Genomic DNA, 16,886 nt, shown 5'->3' on the forward strand with positions numbered 1-16,886 from the left:
AGCGCGGCGGAGGAAGCGTAAACAAGACGCGCCCCCGGATCACAGATCCGGGGGCGCGTTCGCATGGTTCCGGTTACGGGTTGAGAGGCGTGACGGTGAGGGTGGCCTTGCCGGTGGCCAGGTCCAGCGAGACGCGGTAGACGCCCGGCTCGTGATAGATAAATCCATCCATCTCGGACCGGTCGGTGTAGGTGACCGAGTAGGTCAGAGTGGTCTCGTCTGGGCTGAGGGTCAGATTTTCCAGGTTGGGAGCGGTGCCCCGGGGATTGACCGCCGGAATTCCGTCATCCACCCGCAGAATCCTGCCGTCGGGATAGACCAGGATCAGATCGGGGCCCGCCTTGGCGGGCATGCCGCCGTATTCGCCGTAAAGCACGACGCACAGCTTGGTATCCCAGCGCTTTTCGACGTTGAAGGGAAAGCCGGACGGCCCATCTTTCAGATAGGCGATGGTCTCCTCTTGGCTGGGCCCCTCCAGCTTGGCAACGTTGTCCTTGGCCCGGCTCACCGGCCCGCTCTGCCACAGGCGCAGGAAGGTGACGATGCACTGCTCCCGGGTGTAGAGGCCCAGCGGGGAGAACAGACCATCGCCGGTACCCCCCATGACCCCCAGCGCCCACATGGCCTCGGCGCTGTCCAGGGCCCAATCGGCCACCTGCCCCGCGTCGGTGAAGGTGTCGGCAAAGCTCGGACCGGCGGCGTCCTCCAGAGAACCGCCATAGACGGCGTAGGCCCGGCACAGCATGGCCGCCGCCTCCTGCCGGGTGATGGGGGCCTCTGGGTCGAAGGTCCCCCGCTTTAAGCCGGCCTCATTCTCGGTCATCCTGCGGCCATTGACCACGCCCAGGGAGTAGGCCCAGTCCACATGCCTGCTCACGCCGTCCACAAAGGGGGATTCCAACTGGGGAGCGTCCGGGTCCTGAGCGGCCCGCCAGGTCAGCGCAAAATAGAAATTTTCCACGTCATAGCCGTACTGGGCGGCCAAGAACTGCATGGCGATGGCGGCGAATTCACCCCGGGTGATGTCCTGCTGATAGGCGCTTTGCAGGTCCTCGGGGACGAAGCCCAGGGCGATGGCCTGGTCCAGGCTGTCCTGGGCCCAGTCGGAGGCGGAGGGGTCGGCGGCGAAGGCGGTGCAGAGGCAGGTGAGCAGGGCGGCGGTCAACAGGGCGGCCAGTGTCTTTTTCATGTGCGTTACTCCTTTCCGGCGGGGTGGCCCCGCCCATCGGTCAGACGATTTCCAACAGAAAGCGTCCCACGCTCTCCATGGCCTCGGCGGCCTTTTTCATGGGGAACATCTGGAACACATGCCACATGTCGGGCCACAGCTCCATCCGGCAGGGGACGCCGGACTGGACCAGCCGGTCCCGCAGGCGCAGGGAATCGGAGAACAGGATCTCGTTCTCACCCACCTGGATGAGGGTGGGGGGGAAGCGGTCAAAGTCCCCGAACAGGGGAGAAAGCAGGGGGGAGGAGAGCTCCTGGCAGGGCGCGTAGGCGGAGCGGACGGCCCGGATATAGTCCATGGTGAGCATGGGGTCGGCGTCCCGGCGGGTCTCGTAGGACCTGCCGCTGGCGGTCATGTCGGTCCAGGGGGAGAAGAGAACCAGCCGCCGGGGCAGCAGCCGCCCGGCGTCCCGGAGCTGCATGGCCAGCACCAGGGCCAGGTTGCCGCCGGCGGAGTCCCCGGCCACCGTCACCTCCCGGGCCCCGTAGCCCAGGTGCATCAGATAGTCCCAGGCCCGCATGGCGTCCTCCAGGGGGGCGGGAAAGTGGTACTCGGGGGCCAGGCGGTACTCGAAGGAGAGCACCTCGTAGCCGGTGGCATTGGCCAGCTTGGCGGCCAGAATGCGGGAATAGCCCAGGTTGCCGCTGGTATAGCCGCCGCCGTGGCAGTATAAAATGATATGGCGCTTGTCGTGGCCCCGCTCGGGCCGGGTCCAGGCGGCGGGCATCCCGCCCAGATCGAAGGGCTCCCAGCTCATGCCCAGCATGGGCGCCACCAGCCGTCCCAGCAGCTCCTGACCCTTGCGCTGGCGCTCCAGGTCGTCCGGGGCCATGGAGTCGGGGGAGGCGGCGGAGTGGATGGCCCTGAGTGCGCCCATCATGGCGCTGGTGCGCCTCTGCTCAGCGGCCTGGCGCTCCGCGGGGCTGCGGAGCGTTAGTTTTCTCAGCTTGGTCTTTTCCTTGTCCATAATTCCTCCAGACAGGGGGCGGCAGGTGTTCATTCCATATTCTAACACAAGCCGGGGCGGATGAAAAGCCTTCTTGTGCATAAGACGCGGACGTGGTATGATTTATTCCATGAAAAGGAAAGGAGGGGACGGCCCTGGCCCGGGAGAAAAAGCAGAAAAAGGACTGGTATCCGCTGGACAACGCCGCCCTGATGTACTCGGCCATCCAGCGGGAGGACTACTCGGCCATCTACCGCTTTTCCGCCGTGATGACCGAGCTGGTGGACCCGGCCGCCCTCCAGCGGGCCATCGACCGGACCATGCCCCGGTTCCCCAGCTTCCGCGTCCGCATCCACCGGGGCGCGTTTTGGTACTACTTTGAGCCCAACGACGCCCCGGGCCCCTTTGTCAAGGAGGATATGCAGAACCCCTGCCAACCAGTGCGCTATCGGGAGGACGACGGCTGGCTGGTCCGCTTTTTCTATTACCATTACCGGATTTCCCTGGAGGTATTCCACGCCGTGTCCGACGGGGCGGGGTCGCTGACCTTTTTCAGGACCCTGCTGGCGGTCTACCTGCGGGAACTGGGCCACGCCGTCCCCGACGTGCAGGGCATCTTGGATGTGGACGAGCCGCCCCGGCGGGAGGAGCGGGAGGACGCCTACCTCCGCTACGCCACCGCCCGGGTGAAGCTGGGCATGGGGGACCGGAAGGCCTATCAGGGCAACGGCACGCCGGAGCCCTTCTACACGCTCAACGTCACCATGGGACTGGTGCCGCTGGACAAGCTGCGCGCGGTGGCCAGGAGCTACGACGCCTCGGTGACGGAATACCTGGCGGCGGTGCTCATCCAGTCCCTGCTGGCCAAGCAGCGCCGGGAGGGGCGGCGGCGGGAGCTGCCGGTGGCCCTGGCCGTGCCCATCAATCTGCGGCCCCACTTCCCGTCCGAGACCCTGCGCAACTTCATTCTGACGGTGCGGCCCTCCATCGACCCGGAGCTGGGGGACTACACCTTTCCGGAGATCGTCCGCCAGGTCCACTACTACATGCGCCTGCACATCAACCGCCAGGAGATGCAGGCGCAGCTCACCCGAAATGTGGGCCTGCGGCGGAACAAGCTGCTCCAGATCGTCCCCATCCCCATCAAGGACCTGGCCATGGCCCTCAGCTACAAGCTGGTGGGCAGCCGGCCGTACTCTACGACCTACACCAACCCCGGAGCCTTCCAGGTCCCAGCCGAGATGGAGCCCCACATCCGGCGCATGGAGGTGGTTCTGGGTCAGTCCTATACCCCACGAACCAACTGCGCCTCCATCAGCTACGGCAACACCATGGAGATCACCTTCGCCGGTACGGTGAAGGAGACGGACGTGGAGCGGGATTTCTTCCGCCATCTGGTGCGGGAGGGACTCCATGTCCGGATACTTTCCAACCGGGAGGAGTGAAACAAGATGTCCTACTGTGTCAACTGCGGCGTGGAGCTGGACCCCAGCGCCGGAATCTGTCCCCTGTGCCACACCCCGGTAGTGAATCCAGGCCGGCCGGTAGATGAGGAGGCTCCGCCCCCCTTTCCCACCCGGCGGGCCGAGGTCCAGCCGGTGAACAAATGGGAGGTGGCCCTGCTGCTGTCCGCCATGCTGGCGTCGGTGGCCGTGTGCTGTGGGCTGCTGAACCTGTTTTTTCTGCGCTCCGACCGGCCCTGGTCCCTCTACGTCATCGGGGCGGCGGTGATGCTGTGGATCTGGTTGGTGCCGCCGCTGCTCCACCGGACCATGCCCTTGTGGCTGCGGCTGCTGCTGGATGTGGCGGCGGTGGGGGTCTATGTTTACCTCATCTCCATCGACCTGCGGGGCCATGACTGGTATATGGGCCTGGCCCTGCCCATTATCCTCACGGGCGGAGCCATCATGGCCGCCCTGGGCCTGCTGCTGGGCAAGGGACGCCGTTCCATCCTGTCCAGCGTCACCCTTATCATCGGCTCCGTCGGGCTGTTCCTGGTGGGCGTGGAGGTCTTCATCGACCGCTGGCTGTTCGGGCGCTGGACTCCGGGCTGGTCGCTGGTGGTGCTGGCAGTGTGCGCGGCACTGGTCATCCCCCTGCTGGTGGTGCGCCACCGCCCTGCCCTCCGGGAGGAGGCCCGGCGGCGGTTCCATATGTGACACCAGCATGAATATTCATAGATTTGTGAATATTCATGCCAATTAGAGGAAAAATATACGGGAAAGAAGGGGGCGTAGTACGCATAGTTATGCAAAATTGCCCTTGCATTTTATACAGGGCCGTGGTATCATAACTCCAACATCGAACGACACGGAGGTTTTTCACCATGGCGGACCAGAAAGAGATCAAAAAAGTCGTACTCGCTTATTCCGGCGGTTTGGATACTTCCATCATCATCCCCTGGCTGAAGGAGAACTACAACGATCCCGAGATCATCGCCGTCTCCGGCGACGTGGGCCAGGGCACCGAGCTGGATGGTCTGGAGGAAAAGGCCATCAAGACCGGCGCCTCCAAGCTGTATGTGGAAGACCTGACGGATGAGATGGTGGACGACGTCATCATCCCCTCCATGATGATGGGCGCCAAGTATGAGGACTATCTGCTGGGCACCGCCTTTGCCCGGCCCATCATCGCCAAGCGCCTGGTGGAGATCGCCAAGGCCGAGGGGGCCGACGCCATCTGCCACGGCTGTACCGGCAAGGGCAACGACCAGGTCCGGTTCGAGCTGGCCATCAAGCGTTTTGCTCCCGAGATGAAGATCATCGCCCCCTGGCGGGAGTGGGACATCAAGGGCCGGGACGAGGAGATCGACTACGCTGAGGCCCACAACGTGCCCTTGAAGATCAGCCGTGAGACCAACTACTCCAAGGACAAGAACCTGTGGCACCTGAGCCATGAGGGCCTGGACCTGGAGGACCCGGCCAGCGAGCCCCAGTATGACAAGCCCGGCTTCCTGGAGATGGGCGTTTCCCCGGCCATGGCCCCCGATGCCGCTACCTATGTCACCCTGGACTTTGAGAAGGGCTGGCCGGTGGCCATCGACGGCGAGAAGAAGAAGGCCAGCGACATCATCCGCAAGCTCAACGAACTGGGCGGGGCCAACGGCATCGGCCTGCTGGACATCGTGGAGAACCGGCTGGTGGGCATGAAGGACCGCGGCGTGTACGAGACCCCCGGCGGCACCATTCTCTACCGGGCCCACGAGGTGCTGGAGATGATCACCATCGACAAGGACACCAAGCACATGAAGCAGAAGCTGGCGGTGGACTTTGCTGATCTGGTCTACAACGGCAAATGGTTCACCCCTCTGCGGGAGGCCCTGTCCGCCTTTGCGCTCAAGACGCAGGAGCATGTCACCGGTACGGTGAAGCTCAAGCTTTACAAGGGCAACATCATCACCGCCGGCGTCACCTCGCCCGACACCCTGTATTCCGAGAATCTGGTGACCTTCGAGGAGAGCGATTACAACCAGGACGACGCCACGGGGTTCATCAATCTGTGGGGTCTGCCGGACACCGTCCAGGCGCTGCGGGAACAGGGGAAGCTGAGATAGAGGCGCCGTCCTGCCCGAAGACGGCGCGGGTGCGCCGCACAAGCGTTTTCGCGGTGCGAAAACCTTGGCGCAAGGGCGAATTCATTTCGCCCGCGCAGGTGAAATAAAAAGGGCCCCCAGCGGCTTTTCCGCTGGGGAACGACGCCACGGGGTTCATCAATCTGTGGGGTCTGCCGGACACCGTTCAGGCGCTGCGGGAGCAGGGGAAGCTGAAGTAAAAAGACATGACACACCGGTAGGGCGGGGGCTTGCCCCCGCCATACCTATATATTCGCATAAGGAGCAATCAATATGAAACTTTGGGCAGGCCGGTTCCAGAAAGAGACCGATAGCTTAGTCAACGACTTCAATTCCTCCGTCTCTTTTGACGCGAGGATGTACCGGGAGGACATCGCCGGCTCCATCGCCCACGCCGCCATGCTGGGCAAGCAGGGCATCATCGAGGAGCATGAGGCGGAAAAGATCATCGACGGTCTGAAGGCCATCCTGGCCGACATCGACGCCGGCGGCGTGGAGTTCTCTGACGATAACGAGGACATCCACATGAACATTGAAGTCATGCTCACCAACCGTATCGGCGACACGGGCAAGCGCCTGCACACCGCCCGCAGCCGGAACGACCAGGTGGCCGTAGACTTCCGCCTCTATGTGAAAAAGCAGATCCCCGTCATCATCGGCATGATCCTGGACCTGGAGAAGGTGCTGCTCAAGAAGGCAGAGGCCAATCTGGAGACCGTGATGCCCGGCTATACCCACCTCCAGCGGGCCCAACCCACCACCTTTGCCCACTACATGATGGCCTACGCCAATATGCTCAAGCGGGACGTGACCCGATTTGAGGACTGCCTGGAGCGGATGGACGAGTGCCCCCTGGGGGCAGGCGCGCTGGCCACCTCCACCTATCCGGTGGACCGGTTCCAGACCGCCGGCGCCCTGGGCTTCCGGAAACCCGTGGACAACTCCATGGATGCGGTCTCCGACCGGGACTACGCCATCGAGTTCCTCTCCGCCTGCTCCCTGCTGATGATGCACCTGTCCCGGTTCTCCGAGGAGCTGATCCTCTGGTGCTCCTGGGAGTTCAAGTTCGTGGAGCTGGACGACGCCTACTCCACCGGCTCCTCCATCATGCCGCAGAAGAAAAACCCCGACGTAGCCGAGCTGGTCCGGGGCAAGACCGGGCGGGTCTACGGCTCTCTGATAACCCTGCTCACCGTGATGAAGGGTCTGCCTCTGGCCTACAACAAGGACATGCAGGAGGACAAGGAGTGCGTCTTTGACGCCATCGACACGGTGGAGATGTGCCTGCCGGTGTTCGCCGCCATGCTGGATACCCTCACCGTCCGGCCCAAGAACATGGCCCGGGCGGCGTCGGGCGGCTTCATCAACGCTACCGACTGCGCCGATTACCTGGTGCGCAAGGGCATGCCCTTCCGGGACGCCTATATGATCGTGGGCCGGCTGGTCAACATGTGCATCAAATCAGGGGATACCCTGGATACCCTGCCGCTGAAGGATTTCCAGTCGGTCTCCGGCGCCTTCGGCCCCGACGTGTACCAGGCCCTGGAGCTGAAAACCTGCGTGGGCGGCCGGAAGGTCTACGGCGGCCCGTCCCCTGAGTCGGTTAAAATGCAGATCGAGAACATTCAGAAGTTCGTGGACGCGCGGGCTTGAGCCCGCCGCCCAGCAGGACAAAGGAAGCGTGGTAGGATGAAACCGAAACTATACATTGACGGCCAGGAGGGCACCACCGGCCTGCAGATCTACGAGCGCCTGGGAGCCCGGGACGACATCGAGCTGCTGCGCATTGACCCGGACAAGCGCAAGGACACCGCCGAGCGCAAGCGTCTCCTGAACGCGGCCGATCTGGTGTTCCTGTGCCTGCCAGACGCCGCCGCCGTGGAGGCGGTGGCGCTCATCGAAAACGAGAACACCCGGGTGGTGGACGCCTCCACCGCCCACCGCACCGCCCCCGGCTGGGTCTACGGCTTCCCCGAGCTGCTGGCTGGCCAGCGGGAGCGGGTCCGGCACGCCAAACGGGTGGCCAACCCCGGCTGTCACGCCACCGGCTTTCTGTCTACCGCCGCCCCCCTGGTGGCCATGGGGGTCCTGCCCCCCGACTATCCGGTGGCCTGCTACTCTCTCACCGGCTACTCCGGCGGCGGCAGGAAGATGATTGCGGAATACGAGGCGGCGGACCGGGCTGCGTCCCTGGACGCCCCCAACATCTACGGCCTCAGCCTGAAGCACAAGCATCTGCCCGAGATGCAGAAGGTGGCGGGACTGAAGGTTCCCCCGGTCTTTTCCCCCATTCTGGGGGATATCTACCAGGGGATGGCCACCTCGGTGCTCCTGCACAACCGCCTGCTACGGGGAAACCCCACGGCGGAGGACCTCTGCGACATGCTCTCGGCCTACTACGAGGGGCAGAAACTGGTAAGCGTGGCCCCCTTCGGCGGTACGACGCCCCGGCTGTCGGCCAATGCCCTGGCCGGGTCCGACCGGCTGGAGATCACGGTGTGCGGCCACGAGGAGCAGACCATGCTGACCGCCCGCTTCGACAATCTGGGCAAGGGGGCCTCCGGCGCCGCCGTGCAGAACATGAATCTGATGCTGGGGTTTGACGAGACCGCCGGATTGGCGGTAGAATGAAAGAAACCATCCGGAAAAAGGAGTGCTGACCAATGAAAATGATTCCTGGCGGCGTGACCGCACCCAGGGGCTTTCAGGCCTCCGGCATCCACTGCGGGGTCAAGAAGGGCAAGGGCGACGGCAACCAGCCCCCCAAGAGCGGACGGCCCGAGGTGCTGGACCAGAAAAAGGACCTGGCCCTCATCGTCTCGGAAAAGGAGTGCGCCGCCGCCGCCATGTATACCCTCAACCGGGTGAAGGCGGCCCCCCTGTATGTGACCATGGACCACCTGGAAAACGGCGTGGCCCAGGGCATCATCGCCAATTCGGGCAACGCCAACGCCTGCTGCCCCATGAGCCATGAGAACGCCGAGGAGATGTGCGCTCTGGCCGCCGCCGCCACCGGGCTGAAGGCCGCCGACTTCGTGGTGGCATCCACCGGCGTGATCGGCCAAACCCTGAACATCGCCGCCATTGCCCAGGGCGTCCCCGCCGCCGCTGCCGCCCTGTCCCGCAGCGGCTCCGGCGACGCGGCCAACGCCATCATGACCACCGACACGGTGAAAAAGGAGCTGGCCGTCACCGTGGCCATCGGAGGACAGAAGGTGACCATCGGCGCCATCGCCAAGGGCTCCGGTATGATCCACCCCAACATGGGCACCATGCTGTGCTTCCTCACCACCGACTGCGCCATTACCCAGGAAATGCTCCAGGATGCCCTCCATGATATCGTGCCCCGCACCTTCAACCGGGTCACCGTGGACGGGGACACCTCCACCAACGATATGTGCGTCATCCTGGCCAATGGCATGGCGGAAAATCCCCTCATCGAGTGGAAGGACGACAACTACACCGTGTTTTCCAAGGCCCTTAGCGAGATCTGTACCGAGCTGGCCCGCAGCATCGCCGCCGACGGTGAAGGGGCCTCTCGTCTGGTGACCTGTACGGTAATGGATGCCCGCAGCGAGGAGAGCGCCGAGCGCCTGGCCAAGGCGGTGGTGGGCTCCTCCCTGGTGAAGGCCGCCATGTTCGGCGCCGACGCCAACTGGGGCCGGGTCCTGTGCGCCATGGGTTACTCCAAGGCCCCCTTCCGCCCTGAGTTCGTGGATGTCACCTTCCGCTCCGTGGTAGGCGAGGTGACCGTCTGCCGGCAAGGGGCGGGCCTGGATTTCGACGAAGATCAGGCCAAGAGCATCCTCAGTCAGGACGAGGTGGTCATCGAGGTGGACCTCCACGAGGGGGAGCACCAGGCCACCTGCTGGGGCTGCGACCTGACCTATGAATATGTGAAAATCAACGGTGATTACCGCACCTGATCCCACTGTCAGACAAAGGAGTCCTGTTACATGTCCAGTTCCCACGTGGAGCGCGCCCAGGTGCTGGCCGAGGCGCTGCCCTATATCCAGAAATACTACGGCAAGACCATCGTGGTCAAATACGGCGGCAACGCCATGATCTCGGAGGAGCTGCGCCGGGCCGTCATCAGCGACATTATCCTGCTCCACCTGGTGGGCATCCGGGTGGTGGTGGTCCACGGCGGCGGCCCCGAGATCACCGATATGCTCAAGCGCCTGGGCAAGCCGTCCGAATTCGTGGACGGCCTGCGCTACACGGACCAGGAGACCATGGATGTGGTGCAGCAGGTGCTGTGCGGCAAGGTGAACAAGGATCTGGTGGCCACCCTCAACCGCATGGGGGGCCGGGCCCTGGGCCTGTGCGGCATGGACGCTGGGCTGTTCCAGGCCAGGAAGCTGGATGAGAAATACGGTCTGGTGGGCGAGGTGGTCCAGGTAGACCCCGCCGTCGTCAACGACGCCCTGGCGGTGGGCTATATTCCCGTGGTCTCTACCGTGGCCCAGGGAGTAGACGGGGAGACCGCCTACAACATCAACGCCGACACCGCCGCCGCCAAGCTGGCGGTAGCCCTCCACGCTGAGAAGCTGATCCTGCTCACCGACGTGCGGGGCCTGCTCCGGGACCCCAAGGATGAGGACACCCTCATCCCCGAGGTGGGGCTGTCCCAGGTCCCCGGCCTGGTGAAGGACGGGGTGATCCAGGGGGGGATGATCCCCAAGGTGGACTGCTGCGTGGAGGCCGTGCGCTCCGGCGTGAAGAACACCATTATCCTGGACGGGCGCATCCCCCACTCCATTTTGATCGAGCTGCTGTCCGATTCCGGCATCGGCACCATGCTGCTGTGAGGTGAAACCATGGATTTTCAGGAACTCAAGGCTCTGGACGACCAGTATGTGATGCATACCTACGGCCGCTTCCCGGTGGATGTGGACCACGGGGAGAACGCCACCTTGTACGACGCCCTGGGCCGGAGCTACATCGACTTTTCCAGCGGCATCGGGGTCAACTCCATCGGCTGCGCCCATCCCAGGTGGACGGAGGCCATCATGGAGCAGGCCATGAAGCTGGGGCATATCTCCAATCTGTTCTACACCGAGCCCTGCGCCCGGCTGGCCAAGGTGCTGTGCCAGCGCGCGGGCATGTCCAACGTGTTTTTCGGCAACTCCGGCGCGGAGGGCAACGAGGGGCTCATCAAGCTGGCCCGGAAGTACAGCTTTGACAAGTACGGCAAGGGCCGGGGCACCGTTCTGACCCTAAAGCAGTCCTTCCACGGCCGGACGCTGAACACCTTGGCCGCCACCGGCCAGGAGGTGTTCCACAACTATTTCTTCCCCTTTCCCGACGGCTTCCGCTACGCCGCCCCCACCATGGATGGGGTGAGCGAGGTGGCGGGACATGACGTGTGCGCCGTCCTGATGGAGCTGGTCCAGGGGGAGAGCGGCGTCTACCCGCTGGACCAGGGTTTTGTCCACGATCTGGCGGTGCTGTGCGCCGAGCGGGATTGGCTGCTGCTCATCGACGAGGTCCAGACCGGCATTGGCCGCACCGGCACCCTGTTCTGCTACCAGCAGTACGGCATCCTGCCCGACGCGGTGTCTTTTGCCAAGGGGATCGCCGGGGGCCTGCCCATGGGCGGCTTCCTGGCCAGCGACAAGTGCCGGGACGTGCTGGGGCCGGGCACCCACGGCTCCACCTTCGGGGGCAATCCGGTGTGCGCCGCGGCGGCCCTGGCGGTGCTGGACGTGCTGGACGAGGATACCATCTCCGCCGCTACTGACAAGGGCCGGTATATCCGCAATGCTATCGCATCCATGGCCCTGCCCTGTCTGGGGGCCACCCGCGGCCTGGGCCTGATGATCGGTGTGGAGGTCAAGGGGGACAAGACCAACAAGGAGCTGGCCGCCAAGCTCATCGAAAACGGCCTGCTGGTGCTCACCGCCGGCCCCGCCCTGCGCTTCCTGCCCCCGCTGACCATCACCCAGGCGGAGATGGACAAGGGACTGGAGATTTTGGAAAAGACCCTGAAAGAGGTGTGAGAAATGAAGAAGGATTTGCTCAAGCTGCTGGACCTGACCCGGGAGGACATCACCAAGATCCTCAACGTGGCCGACCAGATGAAGTACAACCAGAAGCACGGCCTGACCCACAACTATCTCCAGGGCAAGACTCTGGCCATGATCTTTGAAAAAAACTCCACCCGGACCCGGGTGTCCTTCGAGGTGGGGATGTACCAGCTCGGCGGCCACGCCTTGTTCCTCTCCGGCAAGGAGAGCCAGATCGGCCGGGGCGAGCCCATCGAGGACACCGCCCGGGTGCTCTCCCGCTACTGCGACGGCATCATGATCCGCACCTACGGTCAGGACGAGGTGGAGGAGCTGGCCAAGTACGCCTCCATCCCCGTCATCAACGGCCTGACCGACTTTGCACACCCCTGCCAGGTGCTGGCCGACCTGATGACCATCCGGGAAAAGATGACCCGGCTGGAGGGGCTGAAGCTGTGCTTTATCGGGGACGGCAATAACATGGCAAACTCTCTGATCGTGGGCGGCCTGAAGTGCGGTATGGACGTGTCCGTGGCCTGTCCTGCGGGCTATGATCCCGACCCCCGGGTGCTGGACTTTGCCAAGACCGTCACCGGCGCCGGGTTTGCCCTGTGCCGCGACCCGAAGCAGGCCGCCAAAGACGCCGACGTGATCATCACCGACGTATGGGCCTCCATGGGCCAGGAGGGGGAGAAGGCCAAGCGGGAGGCCGCCTTCGGCGGCGTCTATCAGGTCAACGAAGCGCTGATGGCTGTGGCCCACCCCGGCGCCATGGTGCAGCACTGTCTGCCCGCCCACCGGGGGGAGGAGATCACGGCGGAGGTGTTCGAGGCCCACGCCGGGGAGATCTTCGACGAGGCGGAGAACCGGCTCCACGCCCAGAAGGCGGTCATGTTCCTGCTGATGGGAGAGAAAAACTGACTTTCACAGACAAGAAAAAGAGCTGGAAGGCGATGCCTTCCAGCTCTTTTTGACGACAATTCAGCCGGCCAGATACTTTTTCACCAGCTCCTGAAGCAGCTCGTCCCGGTCCAGCTTGCGGATGAGGGAGCGTGCGTTGTTATAGTTGGTGATATAGGTGGGGTCCTCGGAGAGGATGTAACCGACGATTTGGTTGATGGGGTTATAGCCCTTCTCCTGAAGCGAGTTGTAAACCGAGGTCAAAATGGCCTTGATTTCGTCGCCACGGTCCTGATTCAAGCTGAACTTTCTGGTGAAGTCCAATTGTTCCTGCATGTCGGAAACACCTCCCTGTGCCGTTTTCCCTATTGTAACTGAATTTGCCGGTGGTGTAAAGAGGCCGCACACAAAATTTATGAAGAATTAAGATGCCCATTTTGGGACGAAATATTCCTCCAGCCGTGCGGCAGCCTGCCTCAGCGCAGCGTCGCGCCCAGCTCGGTTTGCAGCAGCGCCAAGATGCTCTTGACGTCCTCGTCCGCCTCGGCGGCGGTGAGGCTGCGCTCGTCGGAACGGAGGGTCAGGTTGAAGGCCACGCTCTTTTTGTCCTCGGGGATGCCGGGGCCGGTGTAGATGTCGAACAGAGCCACGTCCTTCAGCAGGCCCTTGGCCCCCCGGCGGATGCAGTCGGCCAGCTCGCCCACGGGGACGTCCTTGCCGCAGACCACCGCGATATCCCGGGCCACCGCAGGGAACTTGGGCAGAGGCTGATAGACGGGCAGGGGGCCCATACTCCGGTAGAGAGCGCCGAAGGCGAGCTCGGCGGCGTAGAGCGGGCAGTCCACGCCATAGTTGGCGGCCACATGGGGGTGGATCTGCCCCAGCACGCCCAGCAGCGTGCTGCCGCTGTAAACCTTCGCGCAGCGGCCGGGGTGGTAGGAGGGGTTCTCCTTCTCGGCCGCGAAGCGGACGCTGGGAATGCGCAGCCCGGCCAGCACGGCCTCCACCGCCCCCTTCAGGGCAAAGAAGTCCATGTCGGCGCCGTAGGCGCCCAGCGAGAGGACCTTGGGCTCGTCGGCCATGCCGGAGCCGTCGTTTTTGGCGAAGTAGGTCCTGCCCAGCTCGTAGAGCTTGGCGGACTTGTTGCGGAAGTTGTAGTTCCGGGCCAGGATCTCCAGCATGGAGGGCAGGGTGGTGGTGCGCATGATGGAGGTGTCCTCTCCCAGGGGGTTCAGGATGCGCATGGAGGTGCGCAGGGGGGAATCGGCGGGCAGGTCGATCTTATCGTAATACGCGGGGCTGATGAAGGAATAGGTGATGATTTCATCGTACCCGGCCGTGCGGCACAGCAGCCCGGCGGTGCGCTCGGCCTGCTGCTCCGGGGTGTAGCCGCCCCGGACGGTGGCCCCCCGCATGAGGGTGTTGGGGATCTTGTTGTAGCCGTAGAACCGGGCCACCTCCTCCGCGATGTCGGAGTAGTGCTCCACGTCGCTGCGCCAGGAGGGGACCAGGATGGTGTCTCCCTCCAGGCCGAAGCCCAGGGACAGCAGGATGCGGCGCATCTCCGCCTCGGACACGTCGGTGCCCAGCAGGGCGTTGATCTTCTCCGGCTCCAGCTTTACGGTGACGGGGGCGGCGTCCCTGGCGATCACGTCCAGCACGCCGTCCACCACCTCGCCGGCTTCCAGCAGCTCCACCAGCTCGCAGGCCCGCTGGACGGCCTTCATGGTGTTCATGGGGTCCAGACCCTTTTCATACCGGGATGAGGCGTCGGTGCGCATCCCCAGGGCGGTGGCGGTGCGGCGGACGGAGGCGCCGTTGAAGTTGGCCGACTCAAACAGGACCATGGCGGTGTCGCCCACGATCTCGGAGTTGGCGCCGCCCATGACGCCGGCCACACATACCGGCCGGTGCTCGTCACAGATGCACAGCATGGATGTGGTCAGGGCGTGGTCCTTGCCGTCCAGGGTCTGGATGGCCTCCCCCTCCCGAGCGGTGCGGACGACGATGTGCCCGCCTTCCACACAGGAGAAGTCAAAGGCGTGCATAGGCTGGCCATACTCCAGCATGACGTAGTTGGTGATGTCCACGATGTTGTTGATGGGCCGCACGCCGGAGTTGCGCAGCCGCTCCCGCATCCAGGCGGGGGAGGGCTTAATCTTTACATTTTTCACCATGCGGGCGGTGTACCGGGGACAGAGGTCCCCGTCCTCAATGTCAATATCCACCAGCTCGGCGATGGAGCCGCCGCAGCCCTTGATTTCGGGGGTATGGAGCTTCAGCTCCTTGCCGAAGGTGGCGGCAGCCTCCCGGGCCAGGCCGATGACGGACAGGCAGTCGGGACGGTTGGGGGTGATCTCGAACTCCACCACGTGGTCGTCGTAGCCGATGACGGCGGCCATGTCGTCGCCGGGCTGCACGCCCTGCTCGTGGAGGACCCAGATACCGTCCTCGATGCAGTGGGGGAATTCCTTCTGGTCGGCGTGGAGGTCGGCCAGGGTGCAGATGTGGCCCTTGGCGGTGTCATAGGCCACCCAATCGCCCGCGTGGATGTTCTGGCAGCCGGTTACGGCCTCCGCCTCACCGTCGCCGGTGTTGAGGCGGACGGTATAGGTAAAGCCGTCGCCCTCGATGGCGGCGACCTGGGCGGCAATGACCTTGCCGAACATCTTGTGTCCGGGGGCCGCGTCCGCCGGGATGGAGGGCTTGGCCGGGTCCAGGGGCTTGTAGTCGTTCAGCAGGGCGGCGGCCCGGATGACGGCGTAGGGATAGTCGTGGGCGGCGGTGAGGTTGAGCTCCTTCAGGGAGCAGAGCATCCCATTGGAGGGCACCCCCCGCAGCTTGCCCTTTTCGATCTTGACCCCGCCGGGGAGCAGGGATTTGTGCCGGGCCACGGGGACCAGGTCACCCACGTGGATGTTCCACGCGCCGGTGACGATCTGGACGGGCTCGTCCTGGCCCACATCCAACTGGCAGACCCACATGTGGTCGGAATCGGGATGGCGGTCCATCCGGAGGATGCGGCCCGCCACCACGTTTTTCAGCTCCTGGCTCAGGTCCGCCACGGACTCCACCTTGGAGCCGGAGAGCGTCATAGCCTCGGAAAAGTCGTGGTCGTTTGCATCAATCGCAACAAATTCGTTCAGCCATTTACGGGACAACTGCATGGTTCAACACTCTCCTTTCACTTAAAACTGGCTGAGGAACCGGACATCGTTTTCAAAGATCAGGCGCATGTCGCTGATCTTGAACTGGCCCAGGGCCAGCCGCTCCAGACCGAAGCCGAAGGCGAAGCCGGAGTACACGTCGGGGTCCACGTTGCAGTTGCGCAGCACCTTGGGGTGGACCATGCCGGCGCCCAGCACCTCGATCCAGCCCTCGCCCTTACAGGTGGGGCAGCCCTTGCCGCCGCACTTGTGGCACTGGATGTCCACCTCACAGGAGGGCTCGGTGAAGGGGAAGTGATGGGGACGGAAGCGGGTCTGGGTGTCGGGGCCGTAGATCTGCCGGATGACGGTGTTCAGGGTGCCCTTCAGGTCGGCCATGGTGATGCCCTTGTCCACCACCAGACCCTCGATCTGGTGGAACATAGGGGAGTGGGTGGCGTCCACCTCGTCCTTGCGGTACACCCGGCCGGGGGAGATGATGCGGATGGGCAGCTCGCGGGTCTCCATGGCCCGGATCTGCATGGGGGAGGTCTGGCTCCGCAGCAGGACGGAGGAGTCCTCAGTCAGATAGAAGGTGTCGGTCCAGTCCCGGGAGGGGTGATCCTCCGGGGCGTTGAGCTTGGTGAAGTTATACTCGGCCTGTTCGATCTCGGGGCCGTCCAGAATATCGAAGCCCATGCCGATGAAAATGTCCTTGATCTCGTCCAGAACGGTATACATGGGGTGCTTGTGGCCCACCTCGACGGGTTTGCCGGGGATGGTGACGTCCAGAGTCTCCGCCTCCAGCCGGGCGTGGAGGGCGGCGGCCTCCAGCACCTTCTGCTGCCGGGCCAGGGCCTCGGTGAGGGCCTCGCGCACCTCGTTGGCCAGTTGACCCATGACGGGGCGCTCCTCGGCCGAGAGCCTGCCCATCTGCTTGAGCAGAGCGGTGAGCTCACCCTTTTTGCCCAGATACCGGACTCGCAGGGCCTCCAGGTCGGCCGCCGTCTTGGTCTCACTGAGGGCGGCGAGGGCCTCGCGCCGGATTTGTTCCAGTGTTTCCTTCATATTCGCAGCTCCTTTGCGT

The 16,886-nt window shown here is 64.0% G+C and carries 14 protein-coding genes; 9 read left to right on the forward strand and 5 right to left on the reverse strand.

Annotated features, from left to right (window positions below; genetic code table 11):
- Positions 1 to 73 precede the first annotated feature (73 nt).
- Positions 74 to 1,189 (reverse strand): S-layer homology domain-containing protein, encoded by a 1,116-nt coding sequence (locus BN2154_RS05265; protein ID WP_050617828.1) that lies wholly within the window; start codon positions 1,187 to 1,189, stop codon positions 74 to 76.
- A 40-nt stretch (positions 1,190 to 1,229) separates the two neighbouring features.
- The gene (locus BN2154_RS05270; protein ID WP_050617829.1) at positions 1,230 to 2,195 is read right to left on the reverse strand and encodes an alpha/beta hydrolase; all 966 of its coding nucleotides are present in this window, start codon (positions 2,193 to 2,195) and stop codon (positions 1,230 to 1,232) included.
- Positions 2,196 to 2,386: 191 nt separating this feature from the next.
- On the opposite strand from BN2154_RS05270, the gene BN2154_RS05275 reads away from it, so the two are divergent.
- The 9 genes from BN2154_RS05275 (at position 2,387) to argF (ending at position 12,674) form a co-directional block, all read left to right on the forward strand.
- Positions 2,387 to 3,619 carry a hypothetical protein gene (locus BN2154_RS05275; protein WP_242853699.1) on the forward strand — a complete coding sequence of 411 codons (1,233 nt, stop codon included), beginning with the start codon at positions 2,387 to 2,389 and terminating at the stop codon, positions 3,617 to 3,619.
- 6 nt (positions 3,620 to 3,625) lie between these two features.
- Positions 3,626 to 4,333: a DUF6320 domain-containing protein gene (locus tag BN2154_RS05280; protein ID WP_050617831.1), complete on the forward strand. Its 708-nt coding sequence runs from the start codon at positions 3,626 to 3,628 to the stop codon at positions 4,331 to 4,333.
- A gap of 167 nt (positions 4,334 to 4,500) precedes the next feature.
- Positions 4,501 to 5,727 (forward strand): argininosuccinate synthase, encoded by a 1,227-nt coding sequence (locus tag BN2154_RS05285; protein WP_050617832.1) that lies wholly within the window; start codon positions 4,501 to 4,503, stop codon positions 5,725 to 5,727.
- A 291-nt stretch (positions 5,728 to 6,018) separates the two neighbouring features.
- Positions 6,019 to 7,398, forward strand: a complete 1,380-nt coding sequence (gene argH, locus BN2154_RS05290; protein WP_050617833.1) for an argininosuccinate lyase — start codon at positions 6,019 to 6,021, stop codon at positions 7,396 to 7,398.
- Positions 7,399 to 7,434: 36 nt separating this feature from the next.
- The gene (gene argC, locus BN2154_RS05295; RefSeq protein ID WP_050617834.1) at positions 7,435 to 8,376 is read left to right on the forward strand and encodes an N-acetyl-gamma-glutamyl-phosphate reductase; all 942 of its coding nucleotides are present in this window, start codon (positions 7,435 to 7,437) and stop codon (positions 8,374 to 8,376) included.
- Between the two features lie 32 nt (positions 8,377 to 8,408).
- Positions 8,409 to 9,671 (forward strand): bifunctional glutamate N-acetyltransferase/amino-acid acetyltransferase ArgJ, encoded by a 1,263-nt coding sequence (argJ, locus tag BN2154_RS05300; RefSeq protein WP_050617835.1) that lies wholly within the window; start codon positions 8,409 to 8,411, stop codon positions 9,669 to 9,671.
- Positions 9,672 to 9,701: 30 nt separating this feature from the next.
- A complete protein-coding gene (gene argB / locus BN2154_RS05305) occupies positions 9,702 to 10,556 on the forward strand; it encodes an acetylglutamate kinase (protein WP_050617836.1) in 855 nt (284 codons plus the stop codon).
- 9 nt (positions 10,557 to 10,565) lie between these two features.
- Positions 10,566 to 11,747: an aminotransferase class III-fold pyridoxal phosphate-dependent enzyme gene (locus tag BN2154_RS05310; protein WP_050617837.1), complete on the forward strand. Its 1,182-nt coding sequence runs from the start codon at positions 10,566 to 10,568 to the stop codon at positions 11,745 to 11,747.
- 3 nt (positions 11,748 to 11,750) lie between these two features.
- Positions 11,751 to 12,674, forward strand: coding sequence for an ornithine carbamoyltransferase (gene argF / locus BN2154_RS05315; protein WP_050617838.1), 924 nt, complete (start codon positions 11,751 to 11,753; stop codon positions 12,672 to 12,674).
- Between the two features lie 60 nt (positions 12,675 to 12,734).
- Here argF and BN2154_RS05320 read toward each other — a convergent pair whose 3' ends face one another.
- From BN2154_RS05320 to pheS, 3 genes are all read right to left on the reverse strand, one after another.
- A complete protein-coding gene (locus tag BN2154_RS05320; protein ID WP_050617839.1) occupies positions 12,735 to 12,989 on the reverse strand; it encodes an IreB family regulatory phosphoprotein in 255 nt (84 codons plus the stop codon).
- A gap of 140 nt (positions 12,990 to 13,129) precedes the next feature.
- Positions 13,130 to 15,820, reverse strand: coding sequence for a phenylalanine--tRNA ligase subunit beta (pheT, locus tag BN2154_RS05325; RefSeq protein ID WP_050617840.1), 2,691 nt, complete (start codon positions 15,818 to 15,820; stop codon positions 13,130 to 13,132).
- 21 nt (positions 15,821 to 15,841) lie between these two features.
- Positions 15,842 to 16,867: a phenylalanine--tRNA ligase subunit alpha gene (gene pheS / locus BN2154_RS05330; protein WP_050617841.1), complete on the reverse strand. Its 1,026-nt coding sequence runs from the start codon at positions 16,865 to 16,867 to the stop codon at positions 15,842 to 15,844.
- Positions 16,868 to 16,886 lie beyond the last annotated feature (19 nt).

Origin of the sequence: Intestinimonas massiliensis (ex Afouda et al. 2020) (genome assembly GCF_001244995.1) — a bacterium.
Lineage (GTDB): Bacteria > Bacillota > Clostridia > Oscillospirales > Oscillospiraceae > Intestinimonas > Intestinimonas massiliensis.